At 67.3% G+C, this 26,019-nt stretch carries 28 protein-coding genes; 22 read left to right on the top strand and 6 right to left on the bottom strand.

Annotated elements, in window-relative coordinates; genetic code table 11:
• Nucleotides 1-84 precede the first annotated feature (84 nt).
• From NQV17_RS36145 to NQV17_RS36155, 3 genes are all read right to left on the bottom strand, one after another.
• Nucleotides 85-381, bottom strand: coding sequence for a flagellar protein FliT (locus NQV17_RS36145; RefSeq protein ID WP_257775921.1), 297 nt, complete (start codon nt 379-381; stop codon nt 85-87).
• A gap of 41 nt (nt 382-422) precedes the next feature.
• Nucleotides 423-1,850 (bottom strand): flagellar filament capping protein FliD, encoded by a 1,428-nt coding sequence (gene fliD / locus NQV17_RS36150; RefSeq protein WP_257775922.1) that lies wholly within the window; start codon nt 1,848-1,850, stop codon nt 423-425.
• 187 nt (nt 1,851-2,037) lie between these two features.
• Entirely contained in the window at nt 2,038-2,862 is an 825-nt protein-coding gene (locus tag NQV17_RS36155) for a flagellin domain-containing protein (protein WP_257775923.1), read from the bottom strand.
• Nucleotides 2,863-3,403: 541 nt separating this feature from the next.
• Between NQV17_RS36155 and rpsU the strand changes: the two genes are divergently transcribed.
• Both rpsU and NQV17_RS36165 read left to right on the top strand, forming a co-directional pair.
• On the top strand, nt 3,404-3,616 hold the full coding sequence (gene rpsU, locus NQV17_RS36160; RefSeq protein WP_006401410.1) for a 30S ribosomal protein S21: 213 nt from the start codon (nt 3,404-3,406) through the stop codon (nt 3,614-3,616).
• A gap of 81 nt (nt 3,617-3,697) precedes the next feature.
• A complete protein-coding gene (locus tag NQV17_RS36165; protein WP_257775924.1) occupies nt 3,698-3,871 on the top strand; it encodes a hypothetical protein in 174 nt (57 codons plus the stop codon).
• 46 nt (nt 3,872-3,917) lie between these two features.
• On the opposite strand, the gene NQV17_RS36170 is transcribed toward NQV17_RS36165, so the two are convergent.
• Nucleotides 3,918-4,523, bottom strand: a complete 606-nt coding sequence (locus tag NQV17_RS36170; protein WP_124893677.1) for a DNA-3-methyladenine glycosylase I — start codon at nt 4,521-4,523, stop codon at nt 3,918-3,920.
• 141 nt (nt 4,524-4,664) lie between these two features.
• On the opposite strand from NQV17_RS36170, the gene NQV17_RS36175 reads away from it, so the two are divergent.
• Complete coding sequence (locus tag NQV17_RS36175) at nt 4,665-5,546, top strand: BadF/BadG/BcrA/BcrD ATPase family protein (protein WP_257775925.1); 882 nt, start codon at nt 4,665-4,667, stop codon at nt 5,544-5,546.
• Nucleotides 5,547-5,877: 331 nt separating this feature from the next.
• Complete coding sequence (locus tag NQV17_RS36180) at nt 5,878-6,711, top strand: Cof-type HAD-IIB family hydrolase (protein ID WP_257775926.1); 834 nt, start codon at nt 5,878-5,880, stop codon at nt 6,709-6,711.
• A 104-nt stretch (nt 6,712-6,815) separates the two neighbouring features.
• Here the strand turns inward: NQV17_RS36180 and aqpZ are convergent, their stop codons facing one another.
• On the bottom strand, nt 6,816-7,556 hold the full coding sequence (gene aqpZ, locus NQV17_RS36185) for an aquaporin Z (protein ID WP_044849180.1): 741 nt from the start codon (nt 7,554-7,556) through the stop codon (nt 6,816-6,818).
• 299 nt (nt 7,557-7,855) lie between these two features.
• Here aqpZ and NQV17_RS36190 point away from each other — a divergent pair, with 299 nt between their 5' ends.
• On the top strand, nt 7,856-8,152 hold the full coding sequence (locus tag NQV17_RS36190; protein ID WP_006489320.1) for an H-NS histone family protein: 297 nt from the start codon (nt 7,856-7,858) through the stop codon (nt 8,150-8,152).
• 107 nt (nt 8,153-8,259) lie between these two features.
• Here the strand turns inward: NQV17_RS36190 and NQV17_RS36195 are convergent, their stop codons facing one another.
• Nucleotides 8,260-9,324 (bottom strand): glycosyltransferase family 4 protein, encoded by a 1,065-nt coding sequence (locus NQV17_RS36195; RefSeq protein ID WP_044849179.1) that lies wholly within the window; start codon nt 9,322-9,324, stop codon nt 8,260-8,262.
• 665 nt (nt 9,325-9,989) lie between these two features.
• Here NQV17_RS36195 and flhD point away from each other — a divergent pair.
• The 17 genes from flhD to NQV17_RS36280 all read left to right on the top strand — a co-directional run bounded on the left by flhD (nt 9,990) and on the right by NQV17_RS36280 (nt 25,865).
• Nucleotides 9,990-10,310, top strand: coding sequence for a flagellar transcriptional regulator FlhD (flhD, locus tag NQV17_RS36200; RefSeq protein WP_014895554.1), 321 nt, complete (start codon nt 9,990-9,992; stop codon nt 10,308-10,310).
• A gap of 94 nt (nt 10,311-10,404) precedes the next feature.
• Entirely contained in the window at nt 10,405-10,959 is a 555-nt protein-coding gene (flhC, locus tag NQV17_RS36205) for a flagellar transcriptional regulator FlhC (protein WP_124520474.1), read from the top strand.
• Between the two features lie 178 nt (nt 10,960-11,137).
• Nucleotides 11,138-11,998: a flagellar motor stator protein MotA gene (gene motA, locus NQV17_RS36210; RefSeq protein WP_124486860.1), complete on the top strand. Its 861-nt coding sequence runs from the start codon at nt 11,138-11,140 to the stop codon at nt 11,996-11,998.
• 13 nt (nt 11,999-12,011) lie between these two features.
• Entirely contained in the window at nt 12,012-13,031 is a 1,020-nt protein-coding gene (gene motB, locus NQV17_RS36215) for a flagellar motor protein MotB (RefSeq protein WP_257775927.1), read from the top strand.
• A gap of 107 nt (nt 13,032-13,138) precedes the next feature.
• Entirely contained in the window at nt 13,139-13,516 is a 378-nt protein-coding gene (locus tag NQV17_RS36220) for a response regulator (protein WP_044849175.1), read from the top strand.
• Between the two features lie 33 nt (nt 13,517-13,549).
• Nucleotides 13,550-15,805: a chemotaxis protein CheA gene (gene cheA / locus NQV17_RS36225; protein ID WP_257775928.1), complete on the top strand. Its 2,256-nt coding sequence runs from the start codon at nt 13,550-13,552 to the stop codon at nt 15,803-15,805.
• A 48-nt stretch (nt 15,806-15,853) separates the two neighbouring features.
• Nucleotides 15,854-16,369 (top strand): chemotaxis protein CheW, encoded by a 516-nt coding sequence (gene cheW / locus NQV17_RS36230; protein WP_035971390.1) that lies wholly within the window; start codon nt 15,854-15,856, stop codon nt 16,367-16,369.
• A gap of 37 nt (nt 16,370-16,406) precedes the next feature.
• Entirely contained in the window at nt 16,407-18,359 is a 1,953-nt protein-coding gene (locus NQV17_RS36235; protein WP_257775929.1) for a methyl-accepting chemotaxis protein, read from the top strand.
• A 3-nt stretch (nt 18,360-18,362) separates the two neighbouring features.
• Nucleotides 18,363-19,376 (top strand): CheR family methyltransferase, encoded by a 1,014-nt coding sequence (locus NQV17_RS36240; protein WP_257775930.1) that lies wholly within the window; start codon nt 18,363-18,365, stop codon nt 19,374-19,376.
• Nucleotides 19,373-20,134, top strand: coding sequence for a chemoreceptor glutamine deamidase CheD (cheD, locus tag NQV17_RS36245; protein ID WP_257775931.1), 762 nt, complete (start codon nt 19,373-19,375; stop codon nt 20,132-20,134). The genes NQV17_RS36240 and cheD overlap by 4 nt, the downstream gene beginning before the upstream one ends.
• The gene (locus NQV17_RS36250; RefSeq protein WP_257775932.1) at nt 20,131-21,225 is read left to right on the top strand and encodes a chemotaxis response regulator protein-glutamate methylesterase; all 1,095 of its coding nucleotides are present in this window, start codon (nt 20,131-20,133) and stop codon (nt 21,223-21,225) included. Before cheD ends, NQV17_RS36250 begins: the two co-directional genes overlap by 4 nt.
• A gap of 67 nt (nt 21,226-21,292) precedes the next feature.
• Nucleotides 21,293-21,688 (top strand): chemotaxis response regulator CheY, encoded by a 396-nt coding sequence (gene cheY / locus NQV17_RS36255; protein WP_006754880.1) that lies wholly within the window; start codon nt 21,293-21,295, stop codon nt 21,686-21,688.
• Between the two features lies 1 nt (nt 21,689).
• Nucleotides 21,690-22,421 (top strand): protein phosphatase CheZ, encoded by a 732-nt coding sequence (gene cheZ / locus NQV17_RS36260; protein ID WP_124486865.1) that lies wholly within the window; start codon nt 21,690-21,692, stop codon nt 22,419-22,421.
• A 283-nt stretch (nt 22,422-22,704) separates the two neighbouring features.
• A complete protein-coding gene (locus tag NQV17_RS36265; protein ID WP_257775933.1) occupies nt 22,705-23,208 on the top strand; it encodes a DUF2844 domain-containing protein in 504 nt (167 codons plus the stop codon).
• Between the two features lie 16 nt (nt 23,209-23,224).
• Nucleotides 23,225-24,478, top strand: coding sequence for a DUF3443 domain-containing protein (locus NQV17_RS36270; RefSeq protein WP_257775934.1), 1,254 nt, complete (start codon nt 23,225-23,227; stop codon nt 24,476-24,478).
• Between the two features lie 146 nt (nt 24,479-24,624).
• Entirely contained in the window at nt 24,625-25,122 is a 498-nt protein-coding gene (locus NQV17_RS36275) for a VOC family protein (protein ID WP_044846372.1), read from the top strand.
• A gap of 362 nt (nt 25,123-25,484) precedes the next feature.
• A complete protein-coding gene (locus tag NQV17_RS36280) occupies nt 25,485-25,865 on the top strand; it encodes a DUF805 domain-containing protein (RefSeq protein WP_257775935.1) in 381 nt (126 codons plus the stop codon).
• Nucleotides 25,866-26,019 lie beyond the last annotated feature (154 nt).

Below are 26,019 nucleotides of genomic sequence, written 5' to 3' on the forward strand. Positions count from 1 at the left end.
AAAAAATAGCCGCCCGAAGGCGGCTCGATGCTACGACATCGGCGCCCGCTCGACGGCGGCGCGCGTTGTTGTTCGTGGAATGACTTACAGCATGCCGGTCGCCTGATAGAGGCCGGCTGCGCGGATCCGGTCGCGCGATTCGGTGAACTGCTGCGCGAGCCGGTCGCGATCGGCCTGCGCGTCCCGCGCGATCGACGCATCGATGTCCATGATTCGACGGATCGTGTCGAGCGCGTCCGGCGTCTGTTCGGGCGACAGGCCCATCAGCAGCGGCGAGCGCGCGTCGGCCAGCGCCGCGACGCGCTCCCAGTCGCGCAGCGCGGTGGCCGACTGCATCGCCTCGGTCAGGTGGAGCGCTTGATTCAGCGTTTCGGTCGTCATGGTCGTCGTCCGGATGCGTATGCGTCGTGCGAAAGGGCCGCTTACTTGTTGGTGGCGAGCGTTCCTGCGCTGTTCGTGCCGCCGAACAGCTGGGTCAGGTACTTCGTGTTGTTCGCCATCGTCGCCATCAGGTTGTTCAGCGCGGTGAACTGCGCGTTGTATTGCGAGGTCAGCTGATCCGAGTAGTTCTTCAACTGCGTCGCCTGGTCGGACAGGTTCTTCAGGTCGGTGTTGAGCGCCGTGGTGCGCTGGTCGATCAGCCCGTTCTTCTGCGTGTAGGTGTTGACCAGGTTGTTCAGCGTCTGGCCGACGCCGTTCGTCGTGTTGAACAGCGCGGCGACGGCCGGGCTGTTCGACGTGAGGGCGGTGTTCAGCGCGGTCGAGTCGACCTGCAGCGTGCCGTCGGATTGCAGGTTGATACCGATCGCCGCGAGCGAATAAGTCGTGCTCGGGCTGCCCGTCGTGACGCCGCCGCTGATCGACGTCGCGAGGCCGTTCGAAATCGTGTTCAGCATCGAGTCGCCGAGCAGCGGGCCGGCGGTCGACGTGTTCGGATCGTACGACGACAGCGACTGCGCGGTCGTCACATAGGTGTTGTACGCGTTGACGAATGCGTTGATCGCGCTCGTCGTGGCCGTGGTGTCGGGGGCCAGCGTGACCGTCTGCGTCGTGTTCAGCGCGGCCGACGTCAGGTTCAGCGTGACGCCCGTCAGCACGCCCGACACGCTGTTCGACGCGCTGCTCACCGGCGTGCCGTCGACCGTCAGCTGCGCGTCCGCGGCCTTGGTCACGGTCGTATAGCCCGACGTGAGCTTGGAGTTGACGCCGGTGCCGGTCACCGACACCGTGTTGGTCGCGCCGGTGTTGTTCGACTGGATCACGAGATGCTGGCCGTCCGAACCGGTGATCACCGACGCGGTGACGCCCGGGTTGCCGGCCGTCGTATTGATCGACGTCGCGATGTCGGACAGCGATGCGCCGGCCGAGACGTTGACGTTGAATGCTGCATTGCTGCCGAGCGTGATGCTCAGCGAACCGCTCGCGATGGTGTCCGTCGACGTGATGCCCGCCGACGACAGCTTGTTCGCGGTCGCGAGCTGCGTGACGTTGACTGCGTACGAGCCGGCCACCGCACCGCCGCCGCTCTTGACCGACGCGGTGATGCCGTTGCCGCTCGCGGTGGCCGCGAGGCCGCTCAGCGTGGTGCCGTTCGCGAGACCGGCGATCGCGGTCTGCAGCGCGGACAGCGCCGATTTCAGCTTGCCGACCGCCGACAGCTCGGTGTTGTCCGCCGTCTGCTTGGTCGTGAGGGTTTGTGTCCGACCGGCCGTTTTCGCGGTGACCAGTGCCGACACGAGCGAATTGACGTCGAGCGTCGAATTGGTCGCGCCGCTGATGATCGATTGCCCGGCCTGCGCCAGAAGGCTGCCGATATCGGTCGTGCTTGTGCTCGTGCTCGTCGTGGTCATGCGGGTGCTCCAGTCGTTTGCGCGGTGACGCGCGTTCCGGCGGGTGGCCGTGCTTCGAATCAAATGCAAGCAGGGAGGCGGGCCTCCCTGATGTGTCGGGTTCGATGAATCGAACCGGCGTCGTCGCGCGCCGCAACGCGGACGACGCCTTACGCGCGGGCGAATCGCCCGGCGCACACGTTCCCGATTACTGCAGGAGCTTCAGGACTTGCTGCGGCAGCGAGTTCGCTTGCGCGAGCACCGAGATGCCGGCTTGCTGCAGCACTTGCGCCTTGCTCAGGTTCGCCGTTTCCGTCGCGAAGTCCGCGTCGGTGATCTGCGAACGTGCTGCGCTCATGTTCGTTGCCTGCGTCTGCGTCGTCGAGATCGCAGCCTGGAACGTGTTCTGCGCTGCACCCAGCGTTGCCTGGAACGTGTTGACGTTCTTCAGTGCCGCGTCGATCGACGTGATCGCCGACTGTGCGCTCGTCTGGTCGCTGACGGTCAGGCCGGTCAGGCTCAGGCCGCCGCCCGTGCTCGTCCACACGGTGGACCCGAAGTCGACGGCAACGGTCTGGTTCGCCGATGCGCCGACCTGGAACGTGACGTTGCTGGCCGCGCTCAGGATGGTCTGGCCGTTGAACGTGGTTTGTTGTGCGACGCGGTCGATTTCGCCGAGACGCGTCGTGACTTCAGCTTGCAGGTTTGCACGTGCGTTCGAGTCCAGCGAGCCGTCGCCTGCTTCGACTGCCAGCGTACGGATACGCTGCAGGTTGTCGACGGTCGACTGCAGCGCGCCGGCTGCGGTCTGGATCATCGAGATACCGTTGTTCGCGTTTGCAACGCCTTGCGTCAATGCGTTGATCGCGGCGGTTTGCGTCGTCGAGATCGCGAGACCTGCCGCGTCGTCGGCTGCCGTGTTCACGCGCTTGCCCGACGACAGGCGGTTGATCGCTTGCGACAGTGCGTTTTGCGAGCCCGACAGGTTCGTCTGCGTCGTCAGCGAAAGGATGTTGGTGTTGATGTTCAGCATTTGCTTCCTCGTTTTGGAAAATGCCCGCGTACAGACAGGGTCGTTTTCGGCGTTGCGCTTTATCGCGAGTGGCGCTGCCCGCCTTTCCTGGTTGACGGCGGCACCCGGCGAAAACTTTAGAGGGTTGTGTGAGGAAATTCGGGCCGGAAGCGTGCTGCTGCCTCGAAGTCCACGCCCGGTATGGCCGGCAGCGATTTCGGCCGGGTTGCGCGACGGTCTCGCTGGGCGGTGTCTACGGCCGCGCCGCGCGCGGCGGCGAACCGGAATCGACAAAAGGATAGTTTTGTCTGTGATTTCCTGATATGATGGCAGGCTGAATTGAGATTTTCTGTCACGCCTATGCCGTTGCGGCATTCCTGCTGGCAGTCAAACGCGGCGCTGCACGCGGCTTGTGAAGCGTACCCGCGGTGCTTTGTGCCTCTCTTTTCCGGCCTCCGAGGCCGTATTTCCGCTCGTTTCGCCTGTTGTGGGGACGCCCGGATGGCCGGTGCGTGGCGCTTGGCCGCTACGTTTTTGACCGTTTAAGCAATTTAGGAACGACATGACGACGATTCTTCTGAAGGAAAACGAGCCGTTCGAAGTGGCGATTCGCCGCTTTCGCCGTGCTATCGAAAAAAATGGCCTGATCGCTGAACTGCGCGAGCGCCAGTCCTACGAAAAGCCGACCGCAGTCCGCAAGCGCAAGAAGGCAGCAGCCGTCAAGCGCCTGCACAAGCGCCTGCGCAGCCAGATGCTGCCGAAGAAGCTCCACTAAGAGCGTCTACGGTTCGCCGCGAAACGGCGGAGCGTGCTTCGAAAGAAGCCGCTCCGCCGTTTTGCTTTTCGGGGCCGGAAAATGTTGCAGATCGTGGCGGACAAGTGGCCGATCGACTGTCAGACGGTGGAATGGCGGCACGGCCGCACGGCGGTTCCACCGGCGGCCAACGGGCAAGGCCGCCGACGTGTTCACCTGGAAATCGGCGCCGCGTTCGGGCTCGCCTTGCGCGGATCACCTGGCGGCGCGTGCTGACGTGCCGGTCCGCGCCATGCCGACCGGCCCGTGAGCTTCGTCGCCGTCAGCCCGCCTTGCGGCGCCGTGCCGGCTGCTGCTTGCCGCCGAGCGCAGCGCATTGGGCGTGACACGGGCAACTGGTCTCGTGGTCGTTGACCATCCCGGTTGCCTGCATCAGCGCATAGCAGATCGTCGAGCCGACGAACTTGCAGCCGTACTCCTTCAGCGCCTTGCTGAGCGCATCCGACTGGGCAGTCGATGCGGGCGCGTCGCGATACGACTGCCACGCGTTCTGCACCGGCGTGTGGTCGACGAACGACCACAGGAATTGTGCGAGCGATCCGTGATCCTCGCGAATGCGCTGCACGGCCCGTGCATTGGTCACCGCGGATTCCACCTTCGCGCGATTGCGCACGATGCCGGGGTTCTCGAGCAGTTTCTCGATGCGCTTCGGTGTGAAGCGCGCGACCGCGTCGACATCGAAGTCGGCGAACGCCTCGCGATAGCCGGCGCGCTTGTTCAGGATCGTCGACCACGACAGCCCCGCCTGCGCGCCTTCGAGAATCAGCATTTCGAACAGATGGCGATCGTCATGCGACGGCACGCCCCACTCGGTATCGTGATAGTGAGCATCCGCTTCCGTCTTTACCCAGTTGCACCGCTGCGACATCGCCAGCCTCGTTCCAGTGTCGATTCGATCGTGCCAGCATAGCGGAACGCCCATTCACGGTATAGCTGGCCGAACGGCAGATGGGCGCGCGGCGCCGATCCGGTTAAGCTTGGCGCCTGTTCGAATCAGCAGGATCAACGCATGACGGCATTCCTTTTTGCGATCGGCATCGACGGCGGCGGCACGGGCACCCGCGCGGTACTCGCCGACCGGCACGGGCGCGAACTCGCGCAGGGGCGCGGCGGCCCGTCGGGGCTCGGCCTTGGCATCGAGCGCGCGTGGGCATCGATCGGCGCGGCCTGTGCCGACGCATTCACGCGGGCGGGGCTCGCGTTCGACTGGTCGCAGTGCGCGCTCGGCTGCGGGCTCGCGGGTGTCAACAATGCCGCGTGGCTCGCCGCGTTCCGCGCGCAGGCGCCGCTCGACGCGCTGGCGATCGAGAGCGACGCCTATACGACCGTCGTCGGCGCGCACGGCGGTGCGCCGGGGCTCATCGTCGCGCTCGGTACGGGCAGCATCGCGGCGGCGCTCGACGCGGCGGGCGACTGCCGCATCGCAGGCGGCTTCGGCTTTCCGTCCGGCGACGAGGCGAGCGGCGCGTGGCTCGGCATGCGCGCGCTCGCGTACGCGCAGCAGGCGCTCGACGGCCGCGTGCCGCGCGACGCGTTTGCCGGCGCGCTGCTCGCGGAAACGGGCGCGCACGATCGCGACGCGCTCGTCCAGTGGTCGTGCGATGCGAACCAGACGATCTACGCGCGCCTCGCGCCGATCGTGTTCGCGCATCGCGACCATCCTTATGCGGCGGCGCTGATCGCGCAGGCCGGCGACGAGATCGGCAAGATGATCGACGCGCTCGATCCGCAGCAGGCGCTGCCGGTCGCGCTGTGCGGCGGGCTGGCCGACGCGCTGGCACCGGCCGTGCCGGCACGCCATGCGGCGCGGCTGCGCGCGCCGCTCGACGATTCCGCGCACGGCGCGTTGCGGCTCGCGCTGCAGGTGTTGAGGGCGGCTGAAGCGGGGTGAGAGAGGCACGTGGGCGGCGTGCGGCGAGTGGGCCGAACTGGCCGGGCGGGCCGATCGGGCTGATCGGGTAAAGCGACGGGCGGGCACGTTGAGCGGACAAACTGGACCGAGCTGACCGAGCAAACCGAGCAAACCGAGCAAACCGAGCAAACCGAGCAAACCGAGCAAACCGAGCAAACCGAGCAAACAGCCTGCCCCGACCGAACCAGCGACGCACCGAAACCCGAACGGCCTGAAACCCGCCCCCCATTTCCCGACCACCCGGCGCGCCCCCGGGCACGACGTTAAAATGACGGCTCCGCAGCGTCCTGCGCGCCACTCCCCCGTCCCCATGTACAAAGTCATCGCCACCGATCTCGACGGCACCCTGCTGAACAGCGACCACCAGCTCGATCCGTACACGATCGAGACCGTCCGCCGGCTCGACCGCGACGGCCTGCAGTTCGTGATCGCGACGGGGCGTCACTACGCGGACGTCGCCGGCATCCGCGACGTGCTGGGCATCCGGCCGTACCTGATCACGTCGAACGGCGCGCGCGTGCATGCGCCGGACGACACGGCGATCCATGCGCAGGACATCGATCCCGCGATCGTCCGCGGCCTCGTGCAGCCGGGCGTGACCGGTGCGCACGGGCGCGTGATCGTCAACCTGTTCACCGACCGCGGCTGGCTGATCGACCGCGACGCGCCGCACCTGCTCGAATTCCACCAGGATTCGGGCTTCCGGTACGACGTGATCGACATGGCCGCGCACGACGGCGCCGACATCGCGAAGGTGCTGTACATCGGCGAGCCGGCCGATCTGGCGGTGGTCGCGGAGCAGATGCGCGTGCGGTTCGGCGACGCGCTGTACGTCACGTACTCGCTGCCCGACTGTCTCGAAGTGATGACCGCCAACGTGTCGAAGGGCCGCGCGCTGCGTACGGTGCTCGCGCGACTCGGCGTCGACGCCGGCCACTGCATCGCGTTCGGCGACAACATGAACGACATCGACCTGCTCGAAACGGCCGGCCACGCGTTCATGATGAACAACGCGAACCCCGACCTGATCGCGCACCTGCCGCACATCCCGCGGATCGGCAACAACTTCGATGCGGGCGTTGCCCGCCACCTGCGCACGCTGTTCGCGCTGGAAGGCACGCTCGACGGCGTCGCCGCTTCCTGAGCGGCCATGAAAAACGGGCGCCAGCGGCGCCCGTTCAAATTACCTGCCTCGTGTTGTTCGACAGCGTGAGGCTCGCTGCTCTGCTCGCGTGACCCCGTAGTGTTTTATTCGCTAGTGCGAGCGGATGCGGGCACGAGGCCGACGGCATCGTCGCGCCCCGCGATCAGCGGGTAGACGATCCCCGCAATTGCCGCGCCGATGATCGGCGCGACCCAGAACAGCCACAGCTGGCCGATCGCCTCGCCGCCCACGAACAGCGCAGGGCCGGTCGAGCGGGCCGGGTTCACCGACGTGTTGGTGACCGGGATCGAGATCAAGTGGATCAACGTCAGGCACAGGCCGATCGCGATCGGCGCAAAGCCGGCCGGCGCGCGCTTGTCGGTGGCGCCGAGAATCACGAACAGGAAGAAGCCCGTCATCACGACTTCGCAGATGAACGCCGCGCCGAGCGAGTAGTGGCCGGGCGAGCGTTCGCCGAAGCCGTTCGTCGCAAAGCCGCTGCCGACGACGTCGAAGCCCGGCTTGCCGGTCGCGATCAGGTACAGCACGAACGCACCGAGCGTCGCGCCGACGACCTGCGCAACGATATACGGCGCGAGATCGCGTGCCGGGAAGCGGCCGGCGACGGTCAGGCCCACGCTGACGGCCGGATTCAGGTGGCAACCCGAAATATGGCCAATCGCGAATGCCATCGTCAGCACGGTCAGGCCGAAGGCGAGTGCGACGCCGGCGAAGCCGATGCCGAGGCCCGGAAAGGCGGCGGCCAGCACGGCGCTTCCGCACCCGCCGAGCACCAGCCAGAACGTGCCGAATACCTCTGCAGCCAGACGCTGAGAAAGATTCATGTAAGGATCCCGTTCAAGTGGGTTGAAGACAAACGGATGACCGGATGATTTATTCCGTCACCCCGAATTGGTCTGGATTATAGGAAATGAATCGGCTGGGTGAGGGTCAACGATTGTTAAATTCGAATGGCTGACGAATGGCTTTTATTAGAATAAGTCCGCATTCTCGATATAGCCGATTCGGTTAAAGATGACAGCATTAATTTTGAAGGGCAGGGCGGCAGTGCGGACGACGTAACGGGTGTTGGCGTTCCGGCCGGAGCTGCCGGCGCCGCATCATGGAAAAAGGGAGCCGAAAAATGTCTCAATACGCGAAACTCAAGGCGCAGATCGCCGATCTGCAGGCCCAGGCGGATGACGTGCGTCGCCAGGAAGTGGCGGCGGTGATCGCCGACGTCCAGCGAATGATTGCCGAATATGGCCTGACGGCCCAGGATCTGGGCTTCGCGGAGCGCGCGCGGCGCGGCCGTCCGCCGAAAAAGGCACCGCTGCCCCCGAAATACCGCGACCCGAAGTCGGGTGCAACCTGGAGCGGGCGCGGCAAGCCGCCGAATTGGATCGTCGGGAAAAACCGCGATCGTTTCCTGATCGAATGAGCGCGCAAAAAGAAAGAGCCGCATCGACTGCGGCTCTTTGGCGCCTTTGGGTTTTACGCGCCGATTTCGGCGCGAATTTCACCGAATATTTCTGACGAATTTCGGCGTCACGCGCTCGCGACGCGACGCAAGGTCGGCCGCTTTGCCGTCGCGCAAAGCGATTCGTAAGTTTCGACATAGCGCCGTGCCATCGCTTTCGAGCTGAAACGCGTATCGAAGCGCGCGCGGATCGCGTCGCGCGACAGGCTGTCGATCCGGTGCAGCGCACCGACCGCGCCCTGCACGTCCTCGACGATGAAGCCGGTCACGCCGTCCTCGATCACTTCCGGCACCGAGCCGCGGTTGAACGCGACGACCGGCGTGCCGCAGGCCATCGCCTCGATCATCACCAGGCCGAACGGTTCCGGCCAGTCGATCGGGAACAGCAGCGCCTTCGCGCCCGACAGGAACGCCGGCTTCTGCGCCTCGTTGATCTCGCCGATGAATTCGACATGCGCCTCGCCGAGCAGCGGCTCGATCACTTCCTTGAAGTAGTCGGCGTCGGCCTTGTCGACCTTCGCGGCGATCTTCAGCGGCAGCCCGCTTTGCGCGGCGATCCGGATCGCGGTGTCGACCCGCTTTTCGGGGCAGATCCGGCCGAGGAACGCGAGATATTCGGGCTTCACGTCCGGTTGCGGCGTGAGCAGCGTGTCGGGCAGCCCGTGATACACGGTGCCGGCCCAGGCGGCCTGCGGCAGCGGCTTGCGCTGGTTGTTCGAGATCGATACCACCGGCGCGTCCGGGAACGCGTCGAACACCGGCTGCAACTCCGGCAGGTCGAGGCGGCCGTGCAGCGTCGTCACGTACGGCGTGTCGAGGCGCGACATCAGCGGGAACGGCAGGTAGTCGAGGTGGAAGTGCAGCACGTCGAATTCGTGCGCGACCCGGGCGACCTGCTCGATCAGGCGCATATGGGGCGCCATCGAGTCGCGGATCGACGGGTCGAGCCGCAGTGCGCGCGGCCATGCCGCCTCGAGACGGGCGGACGTGACGGAGTCGCCGCTCGCGAACAGCGTCACGTCGTGCCCGAGCTCGACGAGCGCTTCGGTGAGGTAGGACACGACACGCTCGGTGCCGCCATAGAGTTTCGGCGGGACAGCTTCGTAAAGCGGCGCGATCTGGGCAATACGCATGGACGTTCTCCGGTGTCGACCAGCGCAAAGCGCTCGAGCGCGCATGCTGGTCCGCTGCAGGGTTGCGGAACTCGCCGACGCACGCTGTCTGCGGTACGTGGCCGGGTCCGTGGCGGGGTGCGCGGGACGCCGGGCGGCAAGCTGCGGGGCGGGCCGGCGCGGCTCCCGCCGCCGCCCATTTGAGTCCATTATCGATATCGCCTTCAGGGGTTCGAGTGTTTTTTCAAACACTTAAGGCTTGTTACACCATGAAATACGCGAAAACCCCGATAAAAAGGGTGCGAAAACATAAAGCGAGATAGCCGCCACAATTGTTGCGCTATCATGAAAAACCACTATAATTTTTACCGATTCAACTTCCGGCAGCCTTGCCGGATGGCCTTCAGCCGGATTCGGCCCATGCGGGACCGCATCGCCGACGCATTCGCGCCCCATTCACCCCGCCGTTCGTTCCCTTTCAATCCGCCTTGTCGGAAAAATTCCTACACGGTTTACAGACAATTCCTGCGTGGCGTGCGCCACTTCGCTGATACCGGCATAAATGCCGTTTGGCCAGAATTCGCCCTGTAAGACTATAAACGTGCCGGCAGCGCGTCAGCAGGCGCCCGATCGAGCAAACGTTTTCACAATGAAAGGCCAAAGCAAAAGCTCTTAACGGGGGAATCATGAGCGCCACCAGCGAAATGCTCAGTGAGATCAAAGAGGTCAACCTGTCGTACCTCCTCCTCGCGCAGCGCCTGCTGCGGGAAGACAAGGCGATGGGCATGTTCCGCATGGGAGTTTCCCAGGAACTGGCCGACGTGCTCGCGAACCTCACGCTCGCCCAGACCGTGAAGCTCGCGGCATCGAACCAGATGTTGTGCCGTTTCCGCTTCGACGATCACGCGTTGCTGTCGTCGCTCGCCGACAAAGGCCGCAGCGACGTCGTCACGCATGCGCATTCCGCGATCCTGATGGCCGGCCAGCCGGTCGAAAGCGTCCGCTGATCCTTCCCCGCCTTGCGTTCGTCCCGGCGCGCCGCGCCGGCGGGCGGCGTATTGGCGATTCATCCGAACAACGTCAAGCGGACGGTTATTCACCATGGCAAGCAAAAGCGTCGTGATCGAGGTGAAGGAAATCACCCTCGCCATCGAACTGATCGAACTGGGCGCCAGGCTGCAGCTGCTGGAGGCGGAGACGAGCCTGTCGCGCGACCGCCTGATCAAGCTGTACAAGGAACTGAAGGGCGCGTCGCCGCCGAAGGGGATGCTGCCGTTCTCGACCGACTGGTTCATGACGTGGCAGCCGAACATCCACTCGTCGCTGTTCTACAACATCTACCGGTTCATGCAGGACCACGGCCGCTGCGAGCCGATCCAGTCGATCGTGAAGGCGTACCGGCTCTATCTGGAGCACGTGAACCTGTCCGGCGACGAGGCCGCGCTGAGCCTCACGCGCGCGTGGACGCTGGTGCGCTTCTTCGACTCGGGGATGCTGCAGATGACGCCGTGCACGCGCTGCGGCGGCCATTTCGTCGCGCATGCGCATGATCCGCATCAAGGTTTCGTGTGCGGCCTGTGCCAGCCGCCGTCGCGCGCGGGCAAGACCCGCAAGGCGGCCGCCGCACGCGCCGGGCTGGCCACCGCCGCCGCCTGAGCGCCGCCGGGCGGGGCCGAGCGGCCGCCGCACGCCCACCGAGCGCCGCGCGAACCGGCCGGGGCCTGCTGGTAAACACCGCCGCGCGGTCGCGGCACGGCCGCCAAAGTTTTCCTGCCGACTGCCGTAAACCTGATTAACGGCGGTCTCCCCGCCGGTCATTCGTGAGGGACAGGCAGTGCTGATTATCGTGGGAACACTCGTGACGCTGTTGTCCGTCTTCGGCGGTTACGCGCTGGCAGGCGGGCATCTGGGCGCATTGGTCCAGCCGCTCGAGATCCTGATGATCGCCGGCGCGGGCGTCGGCGCGTTCATCCTCGGCAACGGCATGAAGACCATCAAGGCGACGCTGCGCGTGCTGCCGACGCTCTTCAAGGGCTCGAAGTACACCAAGGACGTCTACATGGAACTGATGGCGCTCCTGTACGTGCTGCTCGCGAAGGCCCGCAAGGAAGGCACGCTGACGCTCGAGGCCGACATCGACGATCCGGACAAGAGCCCGATCTTCACGCAATACCCGAAGATCCTCGCGGATCGCCACATCGTCGAATTCCTGACCGACTACCTGCGCCTGATGGTGGGCGGCAACATGAACGCGTTCGAGATCGAGAGCCTGATGGACGAGGAAATCGAAACGCACCACGCGGAAGGCGAAGGCCCCGCGCACGCGCTGATGCGCGTCGGCGACGCAATGCCGGCGTTCGGGATCGTCGCGGCGGTGATGGGTGTCGTGCACACGATGGCGTCGGCCGACAAGCCGCCCGCGGTGCTCGGCGCGATGATCGCGCAGGCGCTGGTCGGCACGTTCCTCGGGATCCTGCTGTCGTACGGGCTGATCGGGCCGCTCGCGAGCCTCGCGGAGCAGCGCGTCGCCGAGTCGACCAAGATGTTCCAGTGCATCAAGGTGACGATCCTCGCGAGCCTGAACGGCTATGCGCCGGCGATCGCGGTCGAGTTCGGCCGCAAGGTGCTGTTCTCGACCGAGCGGCCGTCGTTTACCGAGCTCGAAGAGCATGTGCGCCGCGTGAAGGCGAAGTGACGCGGAGCATTCGATGAGCAAGAGCAAGGATCGCGCGATCGTCGTCAAACGGGTGGCCCCGCAGAAGAAGGGCCACCACGGCGGCGCCTGGAAGCTCGCGTATGCGGACTTCATGACCGCGATGATGGCGTTCTTCCTGCTGATGTGGCTGCTGAGCTCGGTCACGCCGGTGCAGCTGAAGGGGATCGCCGAGTACTTCAACACGCCGCTGAAGGCCGCGCTGTTCGGCAGCGGCGATCGCAGCTCGCAGGACTCGAGCATCATCAACGGCGGCGGCCGCGACCTGTCGAGCCTCGATGCCGGCACGCTGCGCCGTACCGACGGCACGACGTCGCTCGCCGATCGCGTCGCGAAGGCCGGCGACGACAGGACGCGCTCGCAGGCGCAGGGCGCGCAGGACCGGCTCGAGCAGGCGCGCCTGCACGACCTGCAGATCAAGCTGATGGCGGCGATCGAGGCGAATCCGACGCTGCGCCAGTTCAAGCAGCAGATCCGCATCGATTCGACGCTGATGGGGCTGCGCATCGAGATCGTCGATTCGCAGAAGCGGCCGATGTTCGCGATGTCGAGCGACCACGTCGAGCCGTACATGCGCGACATCCTGCGCGAGATCGGCAAGACGCTGAACGACGTGCCGAACCGGATCATCGTCCAGGGCCATACCGACGCGGTGCCGTATGCGGGCGGCGAGGGCGGCTACAGCAACTGGGAACTGTCGGCCGACCGCGCGAACGCGTCGCGCCGCGAGCTGATCGCGGGCGGCATGGACGAGTCGAAGGTACTGCGCGTGCTCGGCCTCGCGTCGACGCAGAACCTGAACAAGGCCGATCCGCTCGATCCGGAAAACCGCCGGATCAGCGTGATCGTGCTGAACCGCAAATCCGAAGACGCGCTGATGCGCGACGACACGACGACCACGACGCTGTCGGCCGACGCCGCGGGCTCGAAGCAACTGGCCCAGCAGCTCGGCGGCCCGGCACCGGCCGCGCGACCGGCGCTCGCGAGCGCCGTCGCCGTGGTGCCGAAACCCTGACGTTTCCAAGATTTCGAGACGCGTATGAAACAACCCTCACGCTCACTTCGTCCGCTGCCCCCCGAGGGGGCGGTCAGCCACCCTGGAGCGGTCCTGCGGAGCCCGACATGATCCGAACCATTCTCGCCATCGACGACTCCGCGACCATGCGTGCGCTGCTGCAGGCGACGCTTGCGCAGGCCGGCTACGACGTGACGGTGGCGCCGGACGGCGAAGCCGGCTTCGACATGGCGGCCACCGTGCCGTACGACCTGGTGCTGACCGACCAGAACATGCCGCGCAGGAACGGCCTCGAGGTGATCGCGGCGCTGCGCAAGCTGACCGCGTATGCGGACACGCCGATTCTCGTACTGACGACCGAAGGCAGCGATGCGTTCAAGGACGCCGCGCGCGACGCGGGCGCGACCGGCTGGATCGAAAAGCCGATCGACCCGGCCGTGCTGATCGACCTGGTCGCGACGCTGTCCGAGCAGACCGCCTCCTGACATGAACGCGACGAATCCAACCGGTGACCGGGCATGACTCTCGACATCACGCAGTTCTACCAGACCTTTTTCGACGAAGCGGACGAGTTGCTCGCGCAGATGGAGCAACTGCTGTTGAACCTCGACGTCGGCTCGCCGGACCCCGAGGACCTGGCCGCGATCTTCCGCGCCGCGCATTCGATCAAGGGCGGCGCGGCGACGTTCGGCTTTTCCGCGCTGACCGAGACGACCCACATCCTCGAGTCGCTGCTCGACCGCGCGCGCAACCATGAGCTGACGCTGACCAAGGAAATGGTCGACGCGTTCCTCGAGACCAAGGACGTGCTGTCCGACCAGCTGGTCGACTATCGCGCGAGCGCGGAACCGGACGCGGCGGCTGCCGCGACGATCTGCGCGAAGCTCGATCGCCTGAAGGCCGAGAGCGGCGCGGGCGCGCCCGCGGACGTCGCGCCTGCCGCGCCTGCCGTGGCGACTGCACCGGTACCGGCACCGGCCGCCACCTTCGCCGCCGCCAGCGACCGCGCGCCCGATCACGTGGTCGAACAGGCGGTCGCGGCCGCGCATCCGGCGGCGGCTGCCGGCACGGACGGCCCGCACCTGAAGATCACGCTCGTCGGCGTCGACGCGAAGGACCAGGCGCTGCTCACCGAGGAGCTCGGCAATCTCGGCCGGATCGTCGGCCGCGAGGAAGCGGGCGCCGACCTGACGCTGTGGCTCGAATCGGACGTGCCGTCCGACGACATCGTCGCCGTGTGCTGCTTCGTGATCGACGACAGCCAGATCCGCATCGCGCGCGGCACCGCGCCGGCCGCACCGGCGGCGCCTGCCGCCACGCCGGCCGCCGTCGAGCCGGCCGCCGTCGAACCGGTCACCGCGCCGGAACCGGCCGCGCGGGTCGAGGTCTTCGCGCAAGCCCCCGGTGCCGCCCCGGCCGCCGCCGCACCGCAAGCGCAACCGAGCGCCGCCGCGCAACCGGCGCCGCAACAGGCATCGCAACCGCACGCCGAACCCGCCGCGCAGGCTGCCCAGGCTGCCGCACATCACGACGACAAGCGTCCGCGCCCGGCCGCCGCCGCAGCGGGCGCCGAAGGCAGCTCGATCCGCGTCGGCGTCGAGAAGGTCGACCAGCTGATCAACCTGGTCGGCGAACTCGTGATCACGCAGGCGATGCTCGCGGAAACCGCGAGCGCGTTCGATCCGGCGCTGCACGACCGCCTGTTCAACGGGATGGCGCAGCTCGAGCGCAACGCGCGCGACCTGCAGGAAGCGGTGATGTCGATCCGCATGATGCCGATGGACTACGTGTTCAGCCGCTTCCCGCGGCTCGTGCGCGACCTCGCCGGCAAGCTCGGCAAGCAGGTCGAGCTGGTCACGTTCGGCCAGGCGACCGAGCTCGACAAGAGCCTGATCGAGCGGATCATCGACCCGCTCACGCACCTCGTGCGCAACAGCCTCGACCACGGGATCGAGACGGTCGACAAGCGCGTCGCCGCCGGCAAGGACGGCGTCGGCCAGCTGGTGCTGTCGGCCGCGCATCACGGCGGCAACATCGTGATCGAGGTCAGCGACGACGGCGCGGGCCTGAACCGCGAGCGGATCCTCGCGAAGGCCGCGAAGCAGGGCATGCAGATTTCCGAAAACATCAGCGACGACGAAGTCTGGCAGCTGATCTTCGCGCCGGGCTTCTCGACCGCCGAGACCGTGACCGACGTGTCGGGCCGCGGCGTCGGGATGGACGTCGTGAAGCGCAACATCCAGTCGATGGGCGGCCACGTGGAGATCACGTCGCAGGCCGGTCGCGGCACGACCACGCGGATCGTGCTGCCGCTCACGCTGGCGATCCTCGACGGGATGTCGGTGAAGGTCGGCAGCGAGATCTTCATCCTGCCGCTGAATTTCGTGATGGAGTCGCTGCAGCCGTCGAACGACGACATCTACACGGTCGGCAACGGCGAGCGCGTGGTGCGCGTGCGCGGCGAATACCTGCCGCTCGTCGCGCTGCACGAGGTGTTCTCGGTCGAGGACGCGCGCACCGATCCGACCCAGGGGATCGTCACGATCATGGAAACCGAGGGGCGCCGCTTCGCGATGCTGATCGACGAGCTGGTCGGCCAGCAGCAGGTGGTCGTGAAGAACCTCGAAACCAACTACCGCAAGGTGCACGGCATCTCTGCGGCGACCATTCTCGGCGACGGCAGTGTCGCGCTGATCGTCGACGTCGCGGCGCTGAACCGCGAAACCCGTGCGACGCACGGCGCCCGAGCCGGCGCCGAGCTCGCCATTTTCTGACTCTCGCCATTCAACCGATTGGGGGCAAACGTGTCCGCTGAAGTCCAAATGATCAATCCGGCCGCGGCGAACGCGGCAACCAGCCGCCGCGATGCGGAGCATGGCGATGCGACGGGCCAGGAATTCCTCGTCTTCACGCTCGGCGACGAGGAGTACGGGATCGACATCCTGAAGGTGCAGGAAATCCGCGGCTACGACAGCGTCACCCGCATCGCGAACGCGCCGGACTTCATCAAGGGCGTGATCAACCTGCGCGGGATCATCGTGCCGATCGTCGACATGCGGATCAAGTTCCATCTCGGCCGCGTCGAGTACGACCACCAGACGGTGGTGATCATCCTGAACGTGTCGAACCGCGTGGTCGGGATGGTGGTCGACGGCGTGTCGGACGTGCTGACGCTGCAGACCGACCAGATCATGCCGGCGCCGGAATTCGGCGCGACGCTGACGACCGAGTACCTCACGGGCCTCGGCACGGTCGACGGCCGGATGCTGATCCTGATGGACATCGAGAAGCTGATGTCGAGCCGGGAAATGGCGCTGATCGAGACGCTCGGCGCGTAAGCGCGCCGCGCGCGCAGGAACTTCGGGAGAATCTGCAATGTTGCATAACTGGTCGATCCGCACGACGCTCACGGCGGTCGGACTCATCCTCGTGGGCCTGGCCGCCGCGGTCGGCGGGCTCGGCCTCTACGCGCTCGATCGCGCGAGCCGCTCGCTCGACGAGATCGCGCACGTCGACTTGCCGGCGATCCATGCGCTCGACGACACGTCGGCGCAGTTGCTGCGCGCGCGCGTGGCGCTGGACCGCTTCCGCACCCTGACCGAAGCCGGCAACACGGCCGAGGCGGGCAAGGTGCTCGACCGCGCGCAGGAGCTGTACGCGAAGTCGAGCCAGAACTGGCAGGCGTTCCAGGCCACGCCGAAGCTCGGCATCGAGCAGGCGCTCGTCGACGAGCTCACCGCACGCTATACGACGATCGTGAAGGAAGGCGTCGAGCCCGAGTTCGCGGCCGCGCGCGCGGGCGACATGGCCGCGTATCACGCGGTCGCCGACACCAAGATCAGCCCGATGTTCGTCGCGTACGACCAGACGGCATCGGCCGTGGTCGCGTCGCTGCAGAAGCGCGCGGAGGAACGCCAGACCACGACGCAGTCGCAGATCTCGCTGATGATCGGCCTGATCGCGGCCGGCATCGCGATCGCGTTCGTCGTCGTGATCGCGATCCGCTTCGTGCTGCGCGGGCTGATCGTGAAGCCGCTCGAGGACGCGATCGCGCACTTCGAGCGGATCGCCGGCGGCGACCTCACGCAGCCGGTGAACGTGTTCAGCAGCAACGAGATCGGCCGCCTGTTCGGCGGCATCAAGCGGATGCAGGACGCCGTGACGACGATGGTGCAGGCCGTGCATCGCGGCACCGAATCGATCGACGTCGGCGCGCGCGAGATCTCGACCGGCAACACCGACCTGTCGCAGCGCACCGAGGAGCAGGCCGCGTCGCTGCAGGAAACCGCATCGAGCATGGAGCAGCTCACCGGCACCGTGCGCCAGAACGCGGAGAACGCGCGGCAGGCGAGCCAGCTCGCGGTGAACGCGTCCGACATCGCGATGCAGGGCGGCGAGGTGGTCGGCCAGGTCGTGTCGACGATGCAGGACATCGCGGCCAGCTCGGGCAAGGTCGTCGACATCATCGGCACGATCGAAGGCATCGCGTTCCAGACCAACATCCTCGCGCTGAACGCGGCGGTCGAAGCCGCGCGCGCGGGCGAGCAGGGCCGCGGCTTCGCGGTGGTCGCGGGCGAAGTGCGCTCGCTCGCGCAGCGCAGCGCGAGCGCCGCGAAGGAAATCAAGCAGCTGATCGGCGATTCGGCCGAGAAGGTCGACAGCGGGTCGGCGCTCGTCGCGCGGGCCGGCTCGACGATGGACGAGATCGTGCAGGCCGTGCGCCGCGTGACCGACATCATGGGCGAGATCAGCGCCGCGTCGGACGAGCAGTCGACCGGCATCGAGCAGGTCAATCGCGCGGTCGGCCAGATGGATTCCGTCACGCAGCAGAACGCGGCGCTCGTCGAGCAGGCCGCGGCCGCCGCCGCGTCGCTCGAGGAGCAGACGCGCCAGATGAAGGCGGTCGTGTCGGCGTGGCGCGTCGCGGGCGGCATCGCGCTCGCGCCGGCGCGCGGCGCCGCACGCCCGGCCGCGCACGCAGCGGCGCCGGCGCTGGCGTCGCCGTCGGAACGCCGCCTGCCGGCACCGCAGACGGCCGCTCAGCCGGCGCGCCGCGCGTCGCCTGCGCCCGCGTCGCATGCGTCGCATACGTCACATGCATCGGCACCGGCCGCGAGCCACGAAACGAAGCGTGCGCCGGACGCCGCCGCACGCGCAGCGAAGGAAGCGCCGGCCGCGGGCGGCTACGGTCCGCGTCTCGCGAAGGCGGCCGCCGCACCGGCGCACAAGCCGGCCGACAAGCCCGCGCTGGTGCGTCCGGCGCTGAGCGGCGAGAAGCCGGCGCTGGCCGCGGCCGGCACGTCCGATGACGACTGGGAGACCTTCTAAGCCATGCCGTCCGCGCGCGCACCGTTTCGACCCGATGCACCGGATGCCTCGCCCCGCGCGGGCGAGCCGGGGCGCGACTTCGCGTTCACCGGCGCGGATTTCGCACGCATCCGCGCGCTGATTCATCGACGCGCGGGCATCTCGCTGTCCGAGCACAAGCGCGACATGGCGTACAGCCGGCTCGCGCGCCGGCTGCGCGCCCGCGGCCTCGACACGTTCCGCGACTACCTCGACCTGCTCGAGCAGGAGGACGATCCGCTCGAGTGGGAGGCGTTCACCAACGCGCTGACGACGAACCTGACCGCGTTCTTCCGCGAGTCGCACCATTTCCCGATCCTGGCCGACTTCGTGAAGGGGCGCGCGGCGCCCATATCGGTGTGGTGCTCGGCGGCGTCGACCGGCGAGGAGCCCTATTCGATCGCGATCACGCTGATCGAGGCGCTCGGCGAATCGGCCGCGCGCGGCGCATCGATCCTCGCGACCGACCTCGACACGCAGGTGCTCGCGAAGGCCGAGGCCGGCATCTATACGTACGACCAGGTCAAGCACCTGAGCCCGGAGCGGCTCAAGCGCTTCTTCCTGAAGGGCACCGGCGCGCAGGCCGGCCGCGTGAAGGTGCGCCCGGAGCTGCGCGCGATGATCCGCTTCGAGCAGCTGAACCTGACCGATGCCGACTACGGGATCGCGAAGCCGTTCGACGCGATCTTCTGCCGCAACGTGATGATCTATTTCGACAAGCCGACGCAGGGGCAGGTGCTGTCGCGCTTCGAGCCGCTCGTGAAGCCGGGCGGGCTGCTGTTCGCCGGGCATTCGGAGAATTTCACCTACGTCTCGCAGGCGTTCCGGCTGCGCGGGCAGACGGTGTACGAGCTGACGCGCGCCCCGAAGGAAGTGCCCTTGGGGCACGACGCCGCGCCGGGCCAGCGCCCGCGCGGCGCGGCGCCGGCCGCGGCGGTGCCGCCGCGCGCCCATGCGCGTGCCGCGGGCGCCGCGCCCGCTTACGGAGAACGCGGATGAGCGCGCTGCCGATCGCCACCAATCGCTACTTCGACAACCACTTCGAACGCCCCGGCGTGAAGCTGCTGCCGAACGAGTTCTACACGACGTCCGAGGACATGGTGCTGATGACCGTGCTCGGCTCGTGCGTCGCCGCGTGCCTGCACGACCCGATCGCGGGCATCGGCGGAATGAATCACTTCATGCTGCCCGACGACGGCGCCGACGCCGGCGCGGCCGCATCGGAGTCGATGCGCTACGGCGCGTACGCGATGGAAGTGCTGATCAACGAACTGATCAAGGCTGGCGGGCGCCGCGAGCGCCTCGAGGCGAAGGTGTTCGGCGGCGCGGCCGTGCTGGCAGGGATGACGACCATCAACATCGGCGACCGCAACGCGGATTTCGTGCGCCGCTATCTCGCGCTCGAGCGCATCCGCATCACCGCGGAGGACCTGCAGGGCGTGCACCCGCGCAAGGTCGCGTTCATGCCGCGCAGCGGGCGCGCGATGGTGAAGAAGCTGCGGCTGCAGGTGCCGGGCGTGACCGAGCGCGAAGCCGCGCTGGCGCGCGAGGCCGACCGCGTGCACGCCGCCCGGACGCGCGCGCACGTCGAGCTGTTCGCGGCGAAGCGCCCGGCCGCGCCGCCGCCGGCGCGCCCGCGCATCGAGCTGTTCGGCGCACGCGGCGGCGCAGGCGCGCAGCCGGCGAACGCGAAGGTCGGCAGCCCGAACGCCGGCAGCCCGTACGCGGCCAACCATTCGAGAAAGCAGGAGGCATGACCGCAGTGCAGAAGATCAAAGTGTTGTGCGTCGACGATTCGGCGCTGATCCGCAGCCTGATGACGGAGATCATCAACAGCCAGCCCGACATGACGGTGTGCGCGACCGCGCCCGATCCGCTCGTCGCGCGCGAACTCATCAAGCAGCACAACCCGGACGTCCTGACGCTGGACGTCGAAATGCCGCGCATGGACGGGCTCGACTTCCTCGAGAAGCTGATGCGCCTGCGGCCGATGCCGGTCGTGATGGTGTCGTCGCTGACCGAGCGCGGCTCCGAGATCACGCTGCGCGCGCTCGAACTCGGCGCGGTGGATTTCGTCACGAAGCCGCGCGTCGGGATCCGCGACGGCATGCTCGACTACGCGGAAAAGCTCGCGGACAAGATCCGCGCGGCGTCGCGCGCCCGCGTGCGCCAGGCGCCGCAGCCGCAGGCTGCCGCCGCGCGCACCGCGAGCGGCCAGCCGGCCGCGCCGATGGTCAACAACCCGCTCGTCAGTACCGAGAAGCTGATCATCATCGGCGCATCGACGGGCGGCACCGAGGCGATCCGCGAGGTGCTGACGCCGCTGCCGCCGGATGCGCCGGCGGTGCTGATCGCGCAGCACATGCCGCCCGGCTTCACGAAGTCGTTCGCGCAGCGGCTGAACGGCCTGTGCCGGATCGCGGTGAAGGAAGCCGAGCACGGCGAGCGCGTGCTGCCGGGCCATGCGTACATCGCACCGGGCCATGCGCACCTGCTGCTCGCGCGTAGCGGCGCGAACTACATCGCGCAGCTGTCCGACGAGCCGCCGGTGAACCGCCACCGGCCGTCGGTCGACGTGCTGTTCCGCTCGGCGGCGCAGCACGCGGGCAAGAACGCGATCGGCGTGATCCTCACGGGGATGGGGCGCGACGGCGCGGCCGGCCTGCTGGACATGAAGCGCGCGGGCGCCCACACGTTCGCGCAGGACGAGGCGAGCTGCATCGTGTTCGGGATGCCGCGCGAGGCGATCGCGCTCGGCGGCGCGGACGAGGTCGCGCCGCTTGCCGAGATGAGCCGGCGCGTGATGGCGCGGCTGGCGACGATGGGTGACCGCGTGCAACGCGTCTGAATGAAATGTCACGGGGCGCGTGCGAAGCCGCGGGCCCCGACGGTAACGAATCTGCAAAGGAACGACGATGGACAAGAGCATGAAAATCCTGGTGGTGGACGATTTCCCGACGATGCGCAGGATCGTCCGCAACCTGCTCAAGGAACTGGGCTACACGAACGTCGACGAAGCCGAGGACGGCGCGGCCGGCCTCGCGCGCTTGCGCGGCGGCGGCTTCGACTTCGTGATCTCGGACTGGAACATGCCGAACCTCGACGGCCTCGCGATGCTGAAGGAAATCCGCGCGGACGCGACGCTCACGCATCTGCCGGTGCTGATGGTCACGGCCGAGTCGAAGAAGGAGAACATCATCGCGGCCGCGCAGGCCGGCGCGAGCGGCTACGTCGTGAAACCGTTCACGGCCGCGACGCTCGACGAGAAGCTGAACAAGATCATCGACAAGATGGCCAAGGCCGGGAGCTGACGTGAACGAGCCGATCCATGCGGCGCTCGCCGGCGCTGCGTTCAGCGCCGACGGCCACGCCGAAGGCGCCGATTACGCGAGCGACCGGATCCTCGCGCGCATCGGCCACGTCACGCGCACGCTGCGCGATTCGATGCGCGAGCTCGGGCTCGACAAGCATGTCGAGCGCGCGGCGGAAGCCGTACCCGATGCACGCGACCGGCTGCGCTACGTCGCGACGATGACGGAGCAGGCGGCCGAACGCGTGCTGAACGCGATCGAGGTCGCGAAACCGGTGCAGGCGCGCATCCAGAGCGAGGCCGAGGCGCTCGACGCGCGCTGGGCGCAGTGGTACGCGGCGCCGATCGAGCATGCGGACGTGCGCGAGCTGATGGACGACACGCGCACGTTCCTGCGCGCGCTGCCCGAAGCGACGTCCGCGACCAGCGCGCAGCTGCTCGAAATCATGCTCGCGCAGGATTTCCAGGATCTGACCGGGCAGGTGATCAAGAAGATCATGGACATGGTCTATCTGATCGAGCAGCAGCTGCTCACCGTGCTCGTCGAGAACATCGCGCCCGAGCGGCGCGAGCAGTTCGCGGCGACCGCGGCTGCGCTCGCGGCCGAGCAGATCAGCGCGACCGGCAGCCCCGAGTCGCTGCTGAACGGGCCGCAGATCGCACCGGAAGGCAAGTCCGACGTCGTGCAGGACCAGGCGCAGGTCGACGACCTGCTCGCGAGTCTCGGCTTCTGACCGTGCCGCACCGCACGCCACCGGGCCGCTCCCGTTCGCGGAGCGCCCGGTGCGCGTGGCTGTCACCGTGCCTCTCCCGCCGAGCCCCCCGCGCGCGGATCGTGCCGCTCGTCATGCTGCGCCGCGTCATGCATCGTTGATTTGACACTCCGACACACTCCGCAGGCATACTACGCGTCAGCAGCAACGAAGCGTCAATTTTAAGACTTTGATTTGTTGGCCCGCGGCGCCGCGCCTGACGGCGGCACCGCCGGCAACGAAGCCAGTCCCTTTGGGGGGGAACGTGAAGCTGAAACGCTTGGGCTGGGCCGCCGCGCACGCGACGGCTGCAATGGGTGTGCTGTGGGCCGTCCACGCACAGGCCGAACTGGGCGGCGCACCGATGTCGCCGCCGGCGGACGATCACGCCGCCACGGTGCGCGCGCTGCAGCGCGCGATGCGCTCCGCCGACGGCGCGCAGGCGAACGCGGCCGCCTACACCGTCCGCGAGATCACGCTCGGATCGGGCACCGTCATCCACGAATACGCGAGCGCGGCCGGCACCGTGTTCGGCCTCGCCTGGCGCGGGCCGAGCATGCCGGATCTCGAGTCGCTGCTCGGCAGCTATTTCCCGCAGTACACCGCCGGCGTCCAGGCCGCGCATGCGGCGCGCGGCTGGCGCGCGCCCGTGTCCGTCGACACGAGCGGCCTCGTGATCCGCACGGGCGGCCACATGGGCGCCTTCGCGGGCCAGGCATGGCTGCCGGCGGCGCTGCCTGCCGGGCTGACCGGCAACGACATCCAGTGACAGCGGGAGAGCGATCTTGAGAATTCCTCGTACCTTCAGGCGCTGGCTCGGGCTGCTGAGCGTCGCGGCCGTGACGGCCATGCTCGTGACCGCCTGCGGCGGCGGCGATGACAACCACGGCAGCAGCGGCGGCAATGGCGGCGGCTCCAACGTATCGGACGGCAATACCGCGAACACGGCCGTGATCACGGTCGGCACCGGCGTCGCGCACGTGATCAACATCCCGACCGTCAACGTGAAGATCTGCGTGCCGGGCACGACGAACTGCCAGGTGGTCAACAACGTGCTCGTCGACACCGCGTCGTACGGGCTGCGGCTCGTCAGCAGCGCGCTGTCGTCGGGCGTGTTGAACAACCTGCCGCAGACGACGAGCGGCGGCGCGCCGGTCGCCGAGTGCGGCAAGTTCGTGTCGAGCTTCACGTGGGGCTCGGTGCGTACCGTCGACCTGTCGATCGGTACCGAGCAGGCCGGTTCGCTGCCGGTGCAGATCATCGGCGATCTCGGCACGACCAACGTGCCGAGCTCGTGCTCGAACAACGGCGCCAGGACGTCGGCCAACACGGCGAGCGACCTCGGCGCGAACGGCATCCTCGGCATCGGGCCGGCGCCGGTCGATTGCGGCACGAGTTGCGCGACGTCGACGTCGGCCACGTCCAACAACTACTACGCGTGCCCGAACGGCAATGCGAGCTGCGCCGTGGCGCTGGTGCCGGTCGCACAGCAGGTGGCCAACCCGGTCCATCGCTTCGCGACCGACAACAACGGCGTGATCGTGCAGATGCCGAACATCTCGAGCAGCGGGCAGGGCAGCGCGACGGGCCTGCTGACGTTCGGGATCGGCACGCAGGGCAACAATGCGCTGGGGGCGTCGACGGTACTGACGTCGACGACGACGGGCGACGTGAGCGCGACGTTCCTCGGCGGCAACGTGACCGCGTTCTTCGATACGGGCTCGAACGCGTACTTCTTCAACGATTCGGCGCAGAAGGCCTGCTCGACCAACACGCAGTTCTACTGCCCGTCGTCGACGACCACCTATACCGCGACGCTGACCGGCCAGAACGGGAAGTCGGGCGGCGTGTCGATGCCCGTTGCGAACGCCGATTCGCTGTTCGCGAACTCGTCGACGTTCGCGTTCAACGACATCGCCGGCCCGTTCGGCGCGGCCGGGTGGCTCGATCTCGGCATGCCGCACTTCTACGGCAAGACGATCTACTTCGGGATGGACCGGACCGCGACCGGCGGCGCGCAGCCTTACGTCGCGTTCTGATCGCGCACGAGCGGCAGCAGCAGGAAGGGGGCGAGCGATCGCCCCCTTTTTTTAGGGTTCGTCGCGGATTACCGGGGGAACGCCGCGCCAGCGCCTACGATATAAGACCGGCACCGGTGCCGGCACGACATCGAGGAGACAGCGCCATGAGCCAGCGTATCCAACGCATCACGCCGTTTCTGTGGTTCGACCACGACGCCGAGGCGGCCGCCCGCTTCTACGTGTCGGTGTTCGACGACGCGCGCATCCTGCACGTCGCCCGTTACGGCAAGTCCGGCGCGCAGGCGTCGGGGCAGGCGGAGGGCGCGGTGATGACGGTGTCGTTCGAACTGGACGGGCAGGCGTTTCTCGCGCTGAACGGCGGCCCGGCGTTCCCGCTCACACCGGCCGTGTCGTTCGTCGTCAATTGCCGCGACCAGCAGGAGATCGACCGCTACTGGGCGGCCCTCGCCGAAGGCGGCGACGAGCGCGCGCAGCAGTGCGGCTGGCTGCGCGACCGCTTCGGCGTGTCGTGGCAGGTGGTGCCGGTGCAGATGCCCGAACTGATGGCGGGCGACCCGGCACGCGCCGAACGCGTGATGGCGCAGGTGATGAAGATGAAGAAGCTCGATCTCGGCGCGTTGCAGCAGGCGGCGGCCGGCTAGCGAACGCCGGCCGGGGGGCGCGCCGTTTTCGACGTGCGCACGCGACGTCCGACGATATTCCCGGCCGGTCGGTCAATCGGCGCAGAACCATCGTTTCGATTATCGATCGAGATGCGTTTCACGCTGGTGTAATCAAGTCGTGGATTATCTTGCTGCTATTTATGTCAGGTTGTTGCGATTATAAAAATGACGTGACATTCGCGTTTCTGATGCCGCACGCCGCCGCTGCGGCCGCTCCGGTAATGCGAAAGCCGGCGTGAGAGACGGTCCGCGCGCGAAAGGGGATGCGATGCGAAGAAATTCAAACTTATAATGCCCGCGTTGTTTCCGGCGTCGTCGATATAAAACATGAGGGCAATAAGATGAATTTCAGTGAAGCCGTTCGTTCCGCACTCAATCAATACGCGAAATTCGAAGGCCGCGCGCGCCGCGCGGAATACTGGTATTTCGCGCTGCTCACGAGTGTCGTGTCGATCCTCTGCCAGGTGATCACCATGGTGGGGCGCGACACGAGCGCAATCTCGTTGCTGCTGATGATCGTCGCGGCAGTCGTGTCGCTCGCGCTGGTGCTGCCGAGCCTCGCGGTCACCGTCCGCCGCCTGCACGATACGGGCCGCTCGGGCTGGTTCCTGCTGATCGCGTTCATTCCGCTCGTCGGCGGGATTCTGCTGCTCGTGTGGATGTGCTCGCGCGGCACCAACGGCCCGAACCGTTTCGGCTCGGATCCGATTCCGGTGCTCTGAGTGCCGTCCGCCCCGACGCGCGACGCCGTCGTGTCGGGGCGGGGCGACGGTCGCTTCACGGCTGCCTTGCTTCGCCGCTTGGCAGATCCCACGCTTCACCGTTTCCCGTTTCCCGTTTCCCGCTTCCCGCTTCCCCGCTTCCCCGCTTCACACC

The sequence above is a fragment of the Burkholderia sp. SCN-KJ genome (assembly GCF_024656005.1).
Taxonomy (GTDB): Bacteria; Pseudomonadota; Gammaproteobacteria; order Burkholderiales; family Burkholderiaceae; genus Burkholderia.